The 15,680-nt window shown below is 62.5% G+C and carries 12 protein-coding genes and 1 riboswitch; of the genes, 2 read left to right on the top strand and 10 right to left on the bottom strand.

The window, feature by feature from the left end:
* Positions 1–72: 72 nt before the first annotated feature.
* The 7 genes from parC to BLL36_RS13020 all read right to left on the bottom strand — a co-directional run bounded on the left by parC (position 73) and on the right by BLL36_RS13020 (position 8,140).
* Positions 73–2,337, bottom strand: coding sequence for a DNA topoisomerase IV subunit A (gene parC / locus BLL36_RS13050; RefSeq protein WP_076951845.1), 2,265 nt, complete (start codon positions 2,335–2,337; stop codon positions 73–75).
* 73 nt (positions 2,338–2,410) lie between these two features.
* Positions 2,411–3,406, bottom strand: coding sequence for an esterase-like activity of phytase family protein (locus BLL36_RS13045; protein WP_076951844.1), 996 nt, complete (start codon positions 3,404–3,406; stop codon positions 2,411–2,413).
* Positions 3,406–5,310, bottom strand: coding sequence for a DNA topoisomerase IV subunit B (gene parE, locus BLL36_RS13040; protein ID WP_076951843.1), 1,905 nt, complete (start codon positions 5,308–5,310; stop codon positions 3,406–3,408). The genes BLL36_RS13045 and parE overlap by 1 nt, the downstream gene beginning before the upstream one ends.
* 45 nt (positions 5,311–5,355) lie before the next feature.
* Complete coding sequence (locus BLL36_RS13035) at positions 5,356–5,964, bottom strand: YqiA/YcfP family alpha/beta fold hydrolase (RefSeq protein ID WP_076951842.1); 609 nt, start codon at positions 5,962–5,964, stop codon at positions 5,356–5,358.
* Between the two features lie 205 nt (positions 5,965–6,169).
* On the bottom strand, positions 6,170–6,985 hold the full coding sequence (cpdA, locus tag BLL36_RS13030) for a 3',5'-cyclic-AMP phosphodiesterase (RefSeq protein ID WP_076951841.1): 816 nt from the start codon (positions 6,983–6,985) through the stop codon (positions 6,170–6,172).
* A 97-nt stretch (positions 6,986–7,082) separates the two neighbouring features.
* Entirely contained in the window at positions 7,083–7,532 is a 450-nt protein-coding gene (locus BLL36_RS13025) for a DUF1249 domain-containing protein (protein WP_076951840.1), read from the bottom strand.
* The gene (locus tag BLL36_RS13020; protein ID WP_076951839.1) at positions 7,523–8,140 is read right to left on the bottom strand and encodes an NUDIX domain-containing protein; all 618 of its coding nucleotides are present in this window, start codon (positions 8,138–8,140) and stop codon (positions 7,523–7,525) included. The genes BLL36_RS13025 and BLL36_RS13020 overlap by 10 nt, the downstream gene beginning before the upstream one ends.
* Before the next feature lie 192 nt (positions 8,141–8,332).
* Between BLL36_RS13020 and BLL36_RS13010 the strand changes: the two genes are divergently transcribed.
* Positions 8,333–9,079 carry an RsiV family protein gene (locus BLL36_RS13010; RefSeq protein WP_076951837.1) on the top strand — a complete coding sequence of 249 codons (747 nt, stop codon included), beginning with the start codon at positions 8,333–8,335 and terminating at the stop codon, positions 9,077–9,079.
* Here the strand turns inward: BLL36_RS13010 and cytX are convergent.
* Positions 9,048–10,337, bottom strand: a complete 1,290-nt coding sequence (gene cytX / locus BLL36_RS13005; RefSeq protein WP_076951836.1) for a putative hydroxymethylpyrimidine transporter CytX — start codon at positions 10,335–10,337, stop codon at positions 9,048–9,050. The genes BLL36_RS13010 and cytX overlap by 32 nt on opposite strands.
* Before the next feature lie 134 nt (positions 10,338–10,471).
* Positions 10,472–12,376 (bottom strand): phosphomethylpyrimidine synthase ThiC, encoded by a 1,905-nt coding sequence (gene thiC / locus BLL36_RS13000; RefSeq protein WP_076951835.1) that lies wholly within the window; start codon positions 12,374–12,376, stop codon positions 10,472–10,474.
* 148 nt (positions 12,377–12,524) lie between these two features.
* Positions 12,525–12,630: riboswitch (TPP riboswitch) on the bottom strand.
* Between the two features lie 195 nt (positions 12,631–12,825).
* Between thiC and BLL36_RS12995 the strand changes: the two genes are divergently transcribed.
* On the top strand, positions 12,826–14,265 hold the full coding sequence (locus BLL36_RS12995; RefSeq protein WP_076951834.1) for a TolC family outer membrane protein: 1,440 nt from the start codon (positions 12,826–12,828) through the stop codon (positions 14,263–14,265).
* Between the two features lie 120 nt (positions 14,266–14,385).
* Here the strand turns inward: BLL36_RS12995 and waaA are convergent, their stop codons facing one another.
* On the bottom strand, positions 14,386–15,663 hold the full coding sequence (waaA, locus tag BLL36_RS12985) for a lipid IV(A) 3-deoxy-D-manno-octulosonic acid transferase (protein ID WP_076951833.1): 1,278 nt from the start codon (positions 15,661–15,663) through the stop codon (positions 14,386–14,388).
* Positions 15,664–15,680: the final 17 nt, after the last annotated feature.

Below are 15,680 nucleotides of genomic sequence, written 5' to 3'. Positions count from 1 at the left end.
ATATGCGCCATGACTCCAGCGCCAAAGCGTCGATCTACGCGTTAAATCGTAGATCGAGGGCTCTAATACGCCTTACGCAGGCGTTTCCACCAACAAAGCATCCACCCGCTGGAAGCCCCGAGGCAGTTTGTTACCGCGTCGACCACGCTCGCCCTTGTAGTGTTCAAGGTCGTCAGGGCGCAATGACAACGTGCGCTTGCCGGCCTGGAGCACCAGGGTAGAACCTTCCGGGATTACCGCAATGTCGGTCACGTACTCTTCGCGACTGGCCACGCGCTCCCCTGGAATACCGATAATCTTGTTGCCCTTGCCTTTGCCCAACTGCGGCAGGTCGCTGATCTTGAACACCAGCAAGCGCCCTTCGGTGGTCACCGACGCCAGCCAATTGCTCTCGCGGTCATCCACCGGCCGCGGCAGGATCACCTTGGCGTTATTCGGCAGGCTCAGCAGCGCTTTGCCCGCCTTGTTCTTGGCCTGCAGGTCTTCACCCTTGACCACGAAACCGTAGCCCGCGTCGGAGGCGATCACGTACAGCGCGTCGTCGTCCGGCAGCAGCACACATTCAAAATTCGCACCCGGCGGCGGCGTAAGGCGCCCCGTCAACGGCTCGCCCTGCCCCCGTGCGGACGGCAAGGTGTGGGCCGGTACCGAATAACTGCGCCCGGTGGAATCGATAAACACCGCAAACTGGTTGGAACGCCCGGCCGCGGCGGTCTTGAACCCGTCGCCAGCCTTGTACGACAGCCCGGTTGCATCAATATCATGCCCTTTGGCGGAGCGAACCCAACCCTTTTCCGACAAAACGACGGTAATTTTCTCATTTGGCAGCAGCTCTGTTTCTGTCAGAGCTTTCGCTTCGGCACGCTGGACGATCGGCGAGCGACGGTCGTCGCCATAGGTTTCAGCGTCCTTGATCAGCTCAGTGCGTACCAGCTTCTTCAGCTTGGCTTCGCTGCCCAGCAAGGCTTGCAGCTTGGCTTGTTCCTTGAGCAGCGCGTCCTGTTCGTCGCGCAGCTTCATTTCTTCCAAACGCGCCAATTGGCGCAAGCGGGTGTCGAGGATGTAGTCAGCCTGGATCTCGCTCAGCTCGAAACGCGCGATCAGCTCGGCTTTCGGGTGCTCGGCGGTGCGGATGATGTGGATCACTTCATCCAGGTTGAGGTAAGCGATCAGCAAGCCGTCCAACAGGTGCAGGCGGCGCTCGACCTTATCCAGACGGAACTGCAGGCGGCGGCGCACGGTGTTCACCCGGAACTCCAGCCACTCCACCAGCAGGTTGCGCAGGTTTTTCAGCTGCGGCTTGCCGTCCAGGCCGATGATATTGATGTTGACCCGGTAGCTGGACTCCAGCTCCGTGCTCGCAAACAGGTGCTGCATCAGTACTTCGTGGTCGACCCGGCTGTTGGTCGGGATAATCACGATGCGGCATGGGTTTTCGTGGTCGGACTCGTCACGCAGGTCGGCCACTTGCGGCAATTTCGACGGTTTGGCCTGCATCAGCGCAGCGATCTGCTCCAGCACCTTGGCGCCGGACACCTGGTGCGGCAGCGCCGTGACGATAATGTCGCCATCCTCGATGTGGTACACGGCGCGCATGCGCACCGAGCCCTTGCCGGTTTCGTACATCTTCAGCAAATCGGCGCGCGGCGTGATGATTTCCGCTTCGGTCGGGTAATCCGGCCCCTGGATATGCTCACAGAGCTGTTCGACCGTGGCTTTCGGCTCGTCGAGCAAACGCACACAGGCCGTGGCGACTTCGCGCAGGTTGTGCGGCGGCACGTCGGTGGCCATGCCGACCGCAATGCCCGTAGTGCCGTTAAGCAGGATATTCGGCAAACGTGCCGGCAACACCAGCGGCTCGTCGAGTGTACCGTCGAAGTTCGGCCCCCAGTCCGCCGTGCCCTGCCCCAGCTCACTCAGCAGTACTTCGGAGTAACGCGACAGGCGCGCCTCGGTGTATCGCATGGCGGCGAAAGACTTGGGATCATCCGGCGCACCCCAGTTGCCCTGGCCGTCCACCAGCGTGTAGCGGTAGCTGAACGGCTGGGCCATCAGCACCATGGCTTCGTAGCACGCCGAGTCACCGTGGGGGTGGAACTTGCCGAGCACGTCACCGACGGTACGCGCCGACTTCTTGTGCTTGGAATCGGCATCCAGGCCCAACTCACTCATGGCGTAGATGATGCGCCGTTGCACGGGTTTCAGGCCGTCGCCGATATGCGGCAAGGCACGGTCCATGATCACGTACATGGAGTAGTTGAGGTAGGCATTTTCGGTGAAGTCAGCCAGCGACCGGCGCTCTACGCCGTCTAAGCTGTCTGCGAGGATGTCACTCATGCGGGCCTCATCATGGTCGGGTAAGGCGCAGCGGAACTGCCGCTGCACCGGGTCAAGTCAAAAAAACAGGGGCTCATGGCTGGGCGCTCCAGCCACCGGCAGGGGCGGCGAAACGATAGACCATGGGGCGCTTTTCACCATCGGCACGCGGGCCGAAATTGTTGTCGATGCCCAGCCAGGCGCCTTCGGCGTCCACCACCAGGGCCTCAGCCAGGCCGTAGGGCTGGGGGTAACGTCGTTCGGGCGTCAGGGTTTCGTCGGCAAACGACCAGCACAACTCCACCTGGGCCGTGAAGGGATCGCGTCGGCAAATCTGGAACGCATTGCGCTCCAGTGTAAACAGCTTGCCGCTGAACAGCGCCAGGTCGGCGAAATCCTTGGACACAGCCTTGGCATCGGTGAACTTGGCCGGCTGCACTTGCCGGCCCGCCTCGCTCATCAGCACACAGGGCCCATCACAGCCCCACAGGCCCTGCGCAGACTTGATCGAAACCAGCCCGCGCCGCTCACGCTCGGCAGCCAGCCAGATCTGGTTGCCCTCGGGGCTGATCGCCAGGCCTTCAAACAACGCGTTGAAGTGCAGCAACATGCCGCCGGCCCGCGCTTCACGCACCATCGCCGGGGCAATATTCAACCATTGCGGCGCACCCGCCAGCGGCACTTGCAGCACTGCGGCGTGGGCTTCGCTGACAATGTAGCGGTTGCCGGCGGCATCGCAGGCGATGCCTTCAAAATCCAGGTCGCCACCGCGAATGAACGAGGCAGCCTTGGTGCGCGAACGCAGCCCCCACGGCAACCCGGATTCGGGCACCGGCGGCACGTCGATCCTGACCACCTCGGCTTGCCAGGTCGGCGCATGCGTATCCAGGCGGTAGATCTGGTCGTCGTCGCGGTCGGAAACCGTCCACAACGCGTTACCGCACACGGCCAGGCCCGACAGGTTACCGCCGCGCATGCCGCCCACCGGGTGCTCGGAGATCAGCTTGAGCTCAGCCACGGGCGCGGCAGCCACCTGGGTGGCCGGCAACCCGCACAACATCAGGATCGCCAGGGCGAAACCTGTGCGCATCAGCCCAGCACCTCGGCCAGGTTGCCTTTGGACTCCAGCCAGGACTTGCGGTCCGGCGCGCGTTTCTTCGCCAGCAGCATGTCCATCATTTCAGAGGTGGCGGCGTAGTCTTCCAGGGTCAACTGCACCAGGCGCCGGGTGTTCGGGTCCATGGTGGTTTCGCGCAGTTGCGGCGGGTTCATTTCGCCCAGGCCCTTGAATCGAGTGACCTGTGGCTTGCCGCGTTTTTTCTCGGCCACCAGGCGGTCGAGGATGCCATCGCGCTCGGCTTCGTCCAGGGCATAGAAAATCTCCTTGCCCAGGTCGATACGGTACAGCGGCGGCATGGCGACGTAGACGTGACCGGCATCCACCAACGGGCGGAAGTGCTGGACGAACAGCGCGCACAGCAGCGTGGCGATGTGCAGGCCGTCGGAGTCGGCGTCGGCGAGGATGCAGATCTTGCCGTAGCGCAGTTGGCTCATGTCCGCCGCGCCGGGGTCGACGCCGATGGCCACGGCGATGTTGTGCACTTCCTGGCTGGCGAGGACTTCGCTGCCATCGACTTCCCAGGTATTGAGGATCTTGCCGCGCAACGGCAGGATCGCCTGGAATTCCTTGTCCCGTGCCTGTTTGGCGGAACCGCCGGCGGAATCACCTTCGACCAGGAACAGTTCGGAACGCATCGGGTCCTGCCCGGCGCAGTCAGCCAGCTTGCCGGGCAGTGCCGGGCCCTGGGTAATGCGCTTGCGCTCCACCTTCTTGCTGGCCTTCAAACGACGGCCGGCGTTGTTGATCGCCAACTCGGCCAAGGCCAGGCCCAGCTCGGGATGCTCGTTGAGCCACAGGCTGAACGCGTCCTTGACCACGCCGGAGACAAACGCCGCCGCTTCGCGCGACGACAGGCGCTCTTTGGTCTGGCCGGAGAACTGCGGCTCCTGCATCTTCATCGACAGCACGAACGCAATGCGCTCCCACACGTCTTCCGGCGCCAGCTTGACGCCGCGCGGCAGCAGGCTGCGGTATTCGCAGAACTCGCGCATGGCATCCAGCAAACCCTGGCGCAAACCGTTGACGTGGGTACCGCCCTGGGCGGTCGGGATCAGGTTGACGTAGCTTTCCTGCACGCTGTCGCCGCCTTCCGGCAACCACAGCAGTGCCCAGTCGACGGCTTCTTTATTACCGGCCAGGCTGCCGCAGAACGGCGCGTTGGGCAGGCGTTCGAAGTCGCTGACGGAATCTTCCAGGTAGGAGCGCAGGCCGTCTTCGTAATGCCACTCGACCTTCTCGCCGGTGCCTTTGTCTTCAAAGGTGACCAGCAGGCCCGGACACAGCACGGCCTTGGCCTTGAGCACGTGCTTGAGGCGGCTGATAGAGAATTTCGGCGAATCGAAGTATTTGGGGTCCGGCGCGAAATACACGCTGGTGCCGGTGTTGCGCTTGCCAACGGTGCCGATCACTTGCAGGTCGGTGGCTTTGTAGCCATCGGCGAAGGTCATCTCGTACTCGTTGCCGTCGCGCTTGACCTTCACCCGTACATGGTTCGACAGCGCGTTGACCACCGAAATACCCACACCGTGCAGGCCGCCGGAGAACTGGTAGTTCTTATTGGAGAACTTGCCGCCGGCGTGCAGCTTGGTGAGGATCAGCTCGACGCCCGACACGCCTTCTTCAGGGTGAATGTCCACCGGCATGCCGCGCCCGTCGTCGGACACTTCAAGGGAATGGTCCGCATGAAGAATGACATGCACCGATTTGGCATGCCCGGCCAAGGCTTCGTCGACGCTGTTGTCGATGACTTCCTGGGCAAGGTGGTTCGGCCGACTGGTGTCGGTGTACATGCCGGGGCGTTTGCGCACCGGGTCGAGGCCCGAGAGGACTTCGATGGCGTCGGCGTTATAAGAGCTAGCGCTGGGAGTGGCCATGGTGTCTCGTCGTGAGTCGTTCGATTAAAAAGTAACCTGCGATGTTTACAGTGCTGCAAAATCGAAGGATTGGTACTGATCTGCGCCAAAGCCGGCAAAGCTCAACAACGCCGGCAGTTGGCGGGCAAAACCCTGGTAACCATGGTCGCCACCGGCCTGGATGCGCAAGGCACAGGCCCGGTAGTAGTGCTGGGCGAGGCGATAATCCAGGGTTTCATCCCCGGTCTGCAACCACACCTGATAACGCGCGGCATCCTGGGGCGCCGGTACTTCCAGCTCGGCCAGCGCCGTGACGTGATCGTGGGTCAGTTCCCAGGTTTCGTCGGTGTAGAGGTTCTTCTGGGTGCCCAGATAACCGTCGAACATCCGATGAGGGCTGACCGCCGGGTTCACCAGCAGCGCCTTGAGGCCATGGCGTTCGGCAAGGTGGGTTGCATAGTAGCCGCCGAGTGAGCTGCCGACCAGCAGTGGCCGACCCAGTTCTGCAATGGCCTCCTCCAGTTGAGGAATCGCCTGACGGGGATGGTGATGCAACGCCGGGACCTGCAGGCGGTCGGCCAGGCCGAGGTTGTCCATCACGCTGATCAACTGGCTGGCCTTGTTGGACGCCGGCGCGCTGTTGAAACCGTGGATATACAGGATCGAAGCCGACATGCCAGGCTCTCCGTGACTCTGCCAAAGGGGCGCAGTTTACAGGGATCGGGGGCGTGTGTGAGTTCCCCGGACCACCAGACACTGAATAACTTGTGTGGGAGCTGGCTTGCCTGCGATGGCGGTGTTTCAGTCACAGAGGTGTTAACTGGCATACCGCCATCGCAGGCAAGCCAGCTCCCACCTTTTCAAACCGTGTTTGCAGCTTTTAATAGCCGCTGCTGGCGTAATCCGGCGTAAATGCAAAATCCTGCACCCGCTCCACACCTGTCTCCAACCGCCCGTCGGCATGCAACCGCAGCCAGCGATAACCCGGCGCCTGCTCGCTGACCTTGAAATCCTCGCTGCCCGGCGCGAACTGGATGCAGGTGGAGGGCGACGCCAGCAGGCGCACGCCGTTGCGTTCGCGGTCGATCTCCTGGTGCACATGCCCCCAGAGCACCGCCCTCACCTGCGGGAAACGGTCGAGCACGGCAAACAGGGCGTCGGGGTTGCGCAGGCCGATGGGCTCCATCCAGGCACAACCGATGGGGACCGGATGGTGGTGAAAACACACCAGGTGGTGACGGTTCGGCGCTTCGCTCAAGGCCTGGGCCAGCAATTGCAGTTGCTGGTCTTGCAGGTAACCCGGCACGGAACCGGGAACGGCGGAGTCAAGCAGGGTGACACGCCAGTGGCCGATATCGACCACCGGTTCCAGCAGATCACTGTGCGCGGCGGCCCGGGCCATGATCGGCGGCTCGTCATGATTACCCGGAATCCAGCGCGTCGCAGCCCCCAGGGGCGTAGTCATGTCGCGAAATTGCCGGTACGACTCAAGCGTGCCGTCCTGGGACAGATCACCCGTGGCCAGTACCAGGTCGATCCAGGGCTGCTGCGCGCGCACCAACTCGATTACCTGTTGCAGGCTTTCGCGGGTATTCATGCCCAGCAGCGCGCCATCGGCCTCGGCAAACAAATGGCTGTCGGACAGTTGCACCAGCAATACCGGTGCATCGGGGCTCACGGTGGATACGCTCGGCAAGGCGCTCTCCCAAAGCAATCACAGGAATGGATGTTTGGCGTGATTATGCTGGGGCAGGACACAAAGAGGAAACCCAGGAACCCGACGCAGTTCACATCTACCGAACAGCTTCGAACTCGTGACCCAGGGCCAGGCAGTGGCTTAACCATTCGCCGAGGAACACATTGAGTTGTGCTTTCTCATCGGGCTGGTGCATGAACACGTTGGGGTAAGGATAGATGCTGCGAAAGCGGCGTGCATGTTCGGCGCTGATCACTTCGGCCATGCGCGCGTCGTGGTACACCTGTACTTCCAGTTGCGGCACCGGCAGCCAGGGCAGGCTGTGCTCCTGGCGCACACGCAAGGTGGTGGTGTACGGGCAGTTGACGATGACTTCCAGCGCCAGCACGCCGAGCATCTGGTCGCCATGGGTCACACCGATGCGCCGCGCCTCGGGGGCGTGACGCATGTCGGGCAGCAGGCGCATCAGCCGCGCATAGTTGGCCTCGCAGGCCGCTTGCAGTCCGATCAAGTCGACTCGATAACGTTCCCGTGCCCTTACTGCCATAACCCCCTCACTTCCGCGCGATTAAGCGCAAGCCATTGCAGGGCGATGATGCTGGCTGCGTTGGAAATCTTGCCGTCACGCACCGCTTGCAGGGCATCTTCGAACGCCCAGACGGTGACGCGGATATCTTCAGCTTCTTCTTCCAATCCATGGACGCCACCCACGCCGGCGCTGTCGCAACGGCCCAGGTACAAGTGCACGTATTCGGTACTGCCGCCGGGCGACGGGAAATATTTGGTTATCGGCCACAGCGCGGAGAACGTCAGCCCAGCTTCCTCTTCGGCTTCGCGGTGTGCAACCTCCTCGGGTTGCTCGTCCTTGTCGATAAGGCCGGCGACCATCTCGATCAGCCACGGGTTGTCGGTGCGGCCCATGGCGCCCACGCGAAACTGTTCGTTCAACACCACTTCATCGCGCTGCGGATCGTAGGGCAGCACGCATACGGCATCATGACGTACAAAGACTTCGCGGTTGATCACCCGGCTCATGCCACCATCGAATTTTTCGTGGCGCAGTTGCACGCGATCCAGCTTGTAGAAGCCCGTATAGGCATTGTCGCGCTGCACAATTTCGATCTTGCCCGGCGTCGATCTTGCAAAGTCCGTCATATCCTGTCCTCGTTGAGCCTGCGCATTTCGCGCCATCCTAACGCGCTCATGCCCGTTAATGCAGCCTCTTTCCGGTTGCCGGGATAGACGGCGGACCTCAAACTCACTCTAATGAGCTTAGTGGCGAACTGACTGCCTTGCCGGTAGTCGAAGCTGCACAATTTCGCTCTTATCGTTAGACGAAGGACATCCATGTCGCTGTTAAAAATTGCCTCCGTGGCCTGCATCGCCTTGACCCTCGGTGCCTGCCAAAGCCTGTTCCAACCCAACTGGCGCACGCCGCTGGAAGCCACCCGCGATGCCACCGAGCAAAGCAAGCCGGGCTGCGCCAGCGCCGATTGCCCGTTGGTGAATATCGACACCGTGCATTTCGCCAAGGAACCCAAGCTGGACGCCTTGATCGAACAGCGCCTGCTGGAAATGACCCAGACCTCCCCGAGCGACCCGCTGCCGACCAGCCTTGCGAGCTACAGCGAGCAGTTCCTGCGCACCGCCGCGCCACGCAATAGCATGTACTTGCAGGCCAAGGTACGCGAGCAGCATGACGGCTTGGTGATCATCGAACTGTCCAGCTACCTCGACCAGGGCGCCACCCACGGCGAGCCGGGCCGCGCGTTCATCAACTATTCGCGCCAGCAGCAAAAGGCCTTGTCGCTGACCGACATGCTCCTGCCCGGCAAGGAAGATGCGTTCTGGAAAGCCGCCCAGGTGGCCCACAACAGCTGGCTGATCAGCACCCGCCTGAGCCTGGAACCGGAGTTTGTGAAAACCTACCCCTTCCAGAAAACCCCGAACGTGGCGCTGACCTACGGCGCAGTGATCCTCAAGTACCCCACCAGCACCATCGCGCCATACGCCCTGGGCCACGTCGAGTTGCAGATTCCCTACTCGCGCCTCGACGGCATCCTCAAGCCTGAACTGGTGCCCGCGCGCCGCTGAAGGCCCGGCCGAGGATAAACTGCAGCAGCCCTGCCAGCACCAGTGCCGGCAGGGTTGCGCCGACATCCGGATACAGAGTGGCCAGCAGATGATAGGTGGCGATGCCGCCCAGCCAGGCCAACAACGCCGGCCAACGCAGGTTGGCGATCACACCCTGGCCACGGCGGCGCAGGATGAAGTGATCCACCAGCACCACGCCAAACAGCGGCGCAAACACCGAGCCGATCAGCAACAGGAAGTTCTGGTACTGGGCCAACGGCGCAAAGCAGGCGATCAGGGTGCAGATCACGCCGATCGCCAATGCCAGGTGCTCGACCTTCAAGCGCAACAATATCCCGCTGGAGACCGCCGCCGAGTGAATATCGGCAAAGGCGTTTTCCGACTCGTCCAGCAGGATCAATAGCAGCGGAATTCCCAGGCCGGCGCCGGCCAGCGCCAGCAGCAGCGCGTTCACTTCACCACTCGGCGCAAATGCCAGGGTGTAGGCCACGCCCAGGCTCATCAGCCAGAAATTACCGATAAAGAACCCGAGCGCAGTACCGCCGAACACGCTTTTTGCGCGTTTGCCGAAGCGCGAGTAGTCCGCGATCAGCGGCAGCCACGAGAGCGGCATGGCAATGGCGATATCGAAACCCACCGCGAACGGCATCGAACCGTCACCCGCCTGGGCCCAGAGTGCGGCGAGGTCGGCTTTGGCAAACAGGTTCCAGGTGAGCCACAGGCAGGCGGCGAGCAGCAGCCAGATGCCCCATTTGCGCAGGATCTGGCGCACGAAGGTCAATGGGCCGCTGACGGCAAGCAGGGTCGCCAGGCCACCGAAGAACAGGGTCCACAGCAATGGGCTGGTCAGCAGGCTGCCTTCGCCGAATGCCCGCGAGCCCAACAGGCTGGCTGCATCGCGCATCACGATGATCTCGAATGAGCCCCAGCCGATCAGTTGCAGCAGGTTCAACAGCGCCGGCAGGCTCGCGCCTTTAGCGCCGAGGCTGAGCTTCAGGGCGGCCATGGCGGACAAGCCGGTGTCGCTGCCGATCACGCCGACGGCCGCCAGCAGCAGTACGCCGACCAGGGTGCCGAGGAAGATCGCCAGCAATGAGCCGGACAGGCCAAGGCCGGGCGCGAGCAAAGCACCGGTTTGCAGGACCATCAGGCCGATGCCGAGGGAGAACCACAGGGAAAACAGATCGCGGGCGCCGAAGACGCGTTTGTCGGCGGGTACCGCGATGTCAGGGGAATAGGTGCTGGGTTGAATGCTCAAGGGAGATATCTCTGAGGAGCTGATCGTTCCCACGCTCCGCGTGGGAATGCCGCTTTGGACGCTCTGCGTCCGCCTTTGTGACGCGGAGCGTCACGAGATGCATTCCCACGCGGAGCGTGGGAACGATCATGGGATCAGACTTTCTTGTAAAGCTGACTCCCCTCCTGCTTGAACCGCTCCGCCTGCTCGGCCAGGCCCTTGGCCACGTCCACGTCCACCGCGTCAATCCGCTGGTTGGCCGCGTACTCGCGCACTTCCTGGGTGATCTTCATCGAGCAGAACTTGGGCCCGCACATCGAGCAGAAATGCGCGACCTTGGCCGAGTCCTTCGGCAAGGTTTCGTCGTGATACGACCGCGCGGTGTCCGGGTCCAGGCCGAGGTTGAACTGGTCTTCCCAGCGGAACTCGAAACGCGCCTTGCTCAGGGCGTTGTCGCGGATCTGCGCGCCGGGATGGCCTTTGGCAAGGTCGGCGGCGTGCGCGGCGATCTTGTAGGTGATGATCCCGGTCTTCACGTCATCTTTGTTCGGCAAGCCCAGGTGCTCCTTGGGCGTGACGTAGCACAGCATCGCGCAACCGAACCAGCCGATCATCGCCGCGCCGATGCCGGAGGTGATGTGGTCGTAGCCCGGCGCAATGTCGGTGGTCAGCGGGCCAAGGGTGTAGAACGGCGCTTCGTCGCAGCATTCGAGCTGCTTGTCCATGTTCTCCTTGATCAACTGCATCGGCACGTGGCCAGGGCCTTCGATCATGGTTTGCACGTCGTGCTTCCAGGCGATCTTGGTCAGTTCGCCGAGGGTTTCCAGCTCGCCGAACTGTGCGGCGTCGTTGGCGTCGGCAATCGAACCCGGGCGCAGGCCATCGCCGAGGGAGAAGCTGACGTCGTAGGCCTTCATGATTTCGCAGATTTCGTCGAAATGCGTGTAGGTGAAGTTCTCTTTGTGGTGCGCCAGGCACCACTTGGCCATGATCGAGCCGCCACGGGATACGATGCCGGTCACACGCTTGACGGTCAGCGGTACGTAACGCAGCAGCACGCCGGCGTGGATGGTGAAGTAGTCGACGCCCTGCTCGGCCTGCTCGATCAAGGTGTCACGGAACAACTCCCAAGTCAGGTCCTCGGCGGCGCCACCGACTTTTTCCAGGGCCTGGTAGATCGGTACGGTGCCGATCGGCACGGGCGAGTTGCGGATGATCCACTCACGGGTTTCGTGAATGTGTTTGCCGGTGGACAGGTCCATGACCGTGTCCGAACCCCAGCGAATGCCCCAGGTGAGTTTCGCCACTTCTTCTTCGATGGACGAACCCAGGGCGCTGTTGCCGATGTTGCCGTTGATCTTCACCAGGAAGTTGCGGCCGATGATCATCGGTTCCAGTTCGGTGTGGTTGATGTTGGCCGGAATGATCGCGCGACCACGGGCGATTTCTTCGCGCACAAATTCCGGGGTAATGATTTTCGGCACGCTGGCGCCGAAGCTGTGGCCGGCGTGTTGCTGGTCGAGCAGGCCACTGGCGCGGGCCTCTTCGAGCTTCATGTTTTCGCGGATGGCGACGTATTCCATCTCGGCGGTGATGATGCCTTTGCGCGCGTAGTGCATCTGCGTGACGTTGGCGCCGGCCTTGGCGCGGCGCGGGTTCTTCACGTGGGCAAAGCGCAGGGCGGTCAGTTCGGCGTCGCTCAGACGCTGTTGGCCGAAGTGCGAACTGAGGCCGGACAGGCGCTCGGTGTCGCCACGGGACTCGATCCACGGCGAGCGCACATCGCCCAGGCCTTGGCGCACATCGATGGTTACGTTGGGGTCGGTGTACGGCCCGGAAGTGTCGTAGACCACCACGGGGGCGTTGATCTCACCGCCGAAATCGGTGGGCGTCACGTCCAGGCTGACTTCACGCATCGGCACGCGGATGTCCGGGCGGGTGCCCTGCACATAAATTTTCTGCGAACGGGTGAAGGGCTGCACGGAGCCTGCGTCGACCTTGGCCGATTCACTCAGGTGCACGGTGTTTTTCAGCTTTGTATTTTTTAGTTCTGTGCTCATCACGGGCTCTCCAACTATCCAGGCGGTGGATTTTTGTCGGAGCGAACCTGGGACGGATGGACGCACTGGAACCAGTGCTGTGCTCGGTGCACGAGGGCTGTTCGATGGTCGAACAGCATCCCGGACGAAGCACAAGAGGACTCGCCGGGTGACGAGAAATCTTGTTCCCTACGCAGGCGCTAACCTGATCAGGTTCAACGGGATCCGGTATTTACCGATCTCAGCCTTCCAACAAGGCACCCCGACAAGAACATGGCCAGTCTAGACCATGGCGCGGGCAAATTGCCAATAGCGGTGCATTCAGCGTGATGAATGGCGTGATTACAGGATTGTTGCGCGGGATAAGCGCCACTACACTCCGGAGCTGCCTCAAGGCTTGACGCTCTTAATCCGTCACCGTAGCCTTGACCAATAAATTATAGCCGTAATATTAATTCAGGGATCGCCTCATGCTGCGCAAACTCTCACTGGCTGTTGCCGTGTCTTGTGCGACCAACGGACTGGTCTGGGCAGCTGAAGCGCCCTTGTCCGCCAGAACCGACCTGGTCAGCGTCTACCAGGAAGCCGTGGACAACAATGCCGACCTGGCGGCCGCCCGCGCCCAATACGGTGCGCAAAAGGAAGTGGTGCCCCAGGCCCGAGCCGGGCTGCTGCCTAACCTGTCGGGTGGTGCCGATATCAATAACGTGCGCACCCAGATCGACACGCCGGCGGCCACCGCCAACCGCGATGCCCACTCCTGGCGCGCGACCTTGAGCCAGCCGTTGTTCCGCGCCGACCGCTGGTTCCAGTTGCAGGCGGCCGAAGCCACCAACGAGCAGGCCGCGCTGCAACTGTCGGCCACCGAACAGAACCTGATCCTGCAAAGCGCCGAAAGCTACTTCGCCGTGCTGCGCGCCCAGGACAACCTGGCGTCGACCAAGGCCGAAGAAAACGCCTTCAAGCGCCAACTGGACCAATCCAACGAGCGCTTCGACGTTGGCCTGTCGGACAAGACCGACGTGCTGCAGTCCCAGGCCAGCTACGACACCGCCCGCGCCAACCGGATCCTGGCGCAGCGTCAGGTGGAAGACGCGTTCGAGGCGCTGATCACCCTGACCAACCGCCAGTACAATTCAATCCAGGGCATCGTGCACACACTGCCCGTATTACCGCCATTGCCGAACGACGCCAAGGCCTGGGTTGAAACCGCCGGCCGCCAGAACCTGAACCTGCTCGCCAGCAACTACGCCGTCACTGCCGCCGAAGAAACCCTCAGGCAGCGCAAGGCCGGGCATGCGCCGACTCTGGACGCCGTGGCGCAGTACGAAAAAGGTGACAACGATGCCCTCGGCTTCAGCAACCCGAATGCCTTCGGCACGCCTTATCGGGGCGACGTGGAACAACGCACCATCGGCCTGCGCCTGAACATCCCGCTCTACAGCGGCGGGCTGACCAGCTCGCAGGTGCGTGAATCCTACTCGCGCCTGGGCCAGACCGAGCAGCAACGCGAAGGCCTGCGCCGCCAGGTGGTGGAAAACACGCGCAACCTGCACCGCGCGGTGAACACCGATGTGGAGCAGGTACAGGCGCGCCGCCAGTCGATCATCTCCAACCAGAGCGCGGTGGAGGCCACGGAAATCGGTTATCAGGTGGGTACGCGCAATATCGTCGACGTGCTCGACTCACAGCGCCAGCTCTATGCCTCGGTGCGCAACTACAACAACAGCCGCTACGACTACATCCTCGACAACCTGCGCCTGAAGCAGGCGGCCGGCACCCTGAACCCAGGGGATTTGCAGGACCTGGCGCGTTACCTCAAGGCCGACTACAACCCGGACCGCGACTTCCTGCCGCCGGACCTGGCCAAGGCCGCCGCCGAGCAACTCAAGGCCCGCTCGAATAACTGAGTTCACCACGAGCTAATGTGGGAGCTGGCTTGCCTGCGATAGCATCACCTCGGTGCATCTGATGTACCGAGGCGTCTGCATCGCAGGCAAGCCAGCTCCCACATTTTCGTCCGTGTTGATTCAGTGGTTGAGCAGTTTGTTCAGCCCCTCCAGCAAGCGCTTCAAAGCCCCCTGATTGGCCTGCATCACCTTCAGCCCCGCCTGTGCCATCCGGCGTGCATCCTGTGGCAGTTCGAACAACTGGCGCACGGCTTCGGCCAGCCCCTCGGCGTCATCGATCTGTCGCAACGCCCCGGCTTCGCGCATCATCGCGGTGATCTCAAGAAAGTTGAACACATGCGGCCCCATGATCACCGGCAGGGCCAACGCCGCCGGCTCCAACGGGTTATGCCCACCGGTCGCGACCAGGCTGCCGCCAACGAAGGCGCTGTCGGCCAAGGCGTAGAGAAACAGCAGCTCACCCATGGTATCGCCGAGCAGCACGTTGGTTTGCGTGCTGACGGGCATGCCGCTGGAACGCCGCACCGTGGCAAAGCCTTGCTGCTCACACAGTTCGAACATCGGCCCGAAGCGCTCCTGATGGCGCGGCACCAGAATCAGCAGCGCATTGGGATAGCTTTCGAGCAACTGGCGATGGGCCGCCAGTACCACTTCATCTTCGCCTTCGTGGGTGCTGGCGGCGATCCAGACCGGCCGCTCGCTGGCGCCCCACTGCGCGCGCAACGCGGCCGCGCGCGCGGGCAGTTGCGGGTCGATGGTCAGGTCGAACTTGATCGAACCGGTGACGTCGACGGTTTCGGGCCGGGCCCCCAGGCTCAGGAAGCGCTGGGCCTCGGTTTGCGTCTGTACGGCGAACAGGCTCATCTGCGCCAGCATCGGCGCGGTCAGCCTGGCGAAGCGTGCATACCCCTTGGCGGAGCGCGCCGACAGCCGCGCGTTGGCCAGCGCCACTGGAATACCGCGCTGGGCGCAGGCGTGAATATGGTTGGGCCACAGCTCGGTCTCCATGATCACCGCCAGTCTGGGCTGCACGCGATCAAGGAAACGCCTGGCCGCGCACGGTAAGTCATAGGGCAGATAGCAGTGCTGGATGCGCGGCTCATGGGCGAACAAGGCCTGGATGCGCTCCGAACCGGTGGGGGTCATGCAGGTGACGGTGATCGGCAACTGCGGATAGCGCTCCAACAGCGCGCGCACCATCGGCGCGGCAGCGATGCTTTCGCCCACGGACACCGCATGCACCCAGATTCCGCCTGGCTGCATCGCCGGCAAGCCATAGGAGAAGCGCTCGCCGACGCGCTGGGCATAGGCCGGCGCCTTGCGCGCGCGCAGCCACAAACGTAAAGCCACCAGCGGCAGCGCCAGGTAAAACAGACAGCTGTAGAGAGTTCTATTCATGGCGGCGGAGTTTATCG

The organism is Pseudomonas cedrina subsp. cedrina (assembly GCF_001983175.1).
Classification (GTDB): Bacteria; Pseudomonadota; Gammaproteobacteria; order Pseudomonadales; family Pseudomonadaceae; genus Aquipseudomonas; species Aquipseudomonas cedrina.
This window is presented reverse-complemented; position numbering and strand designations above follow the sequence as displayed.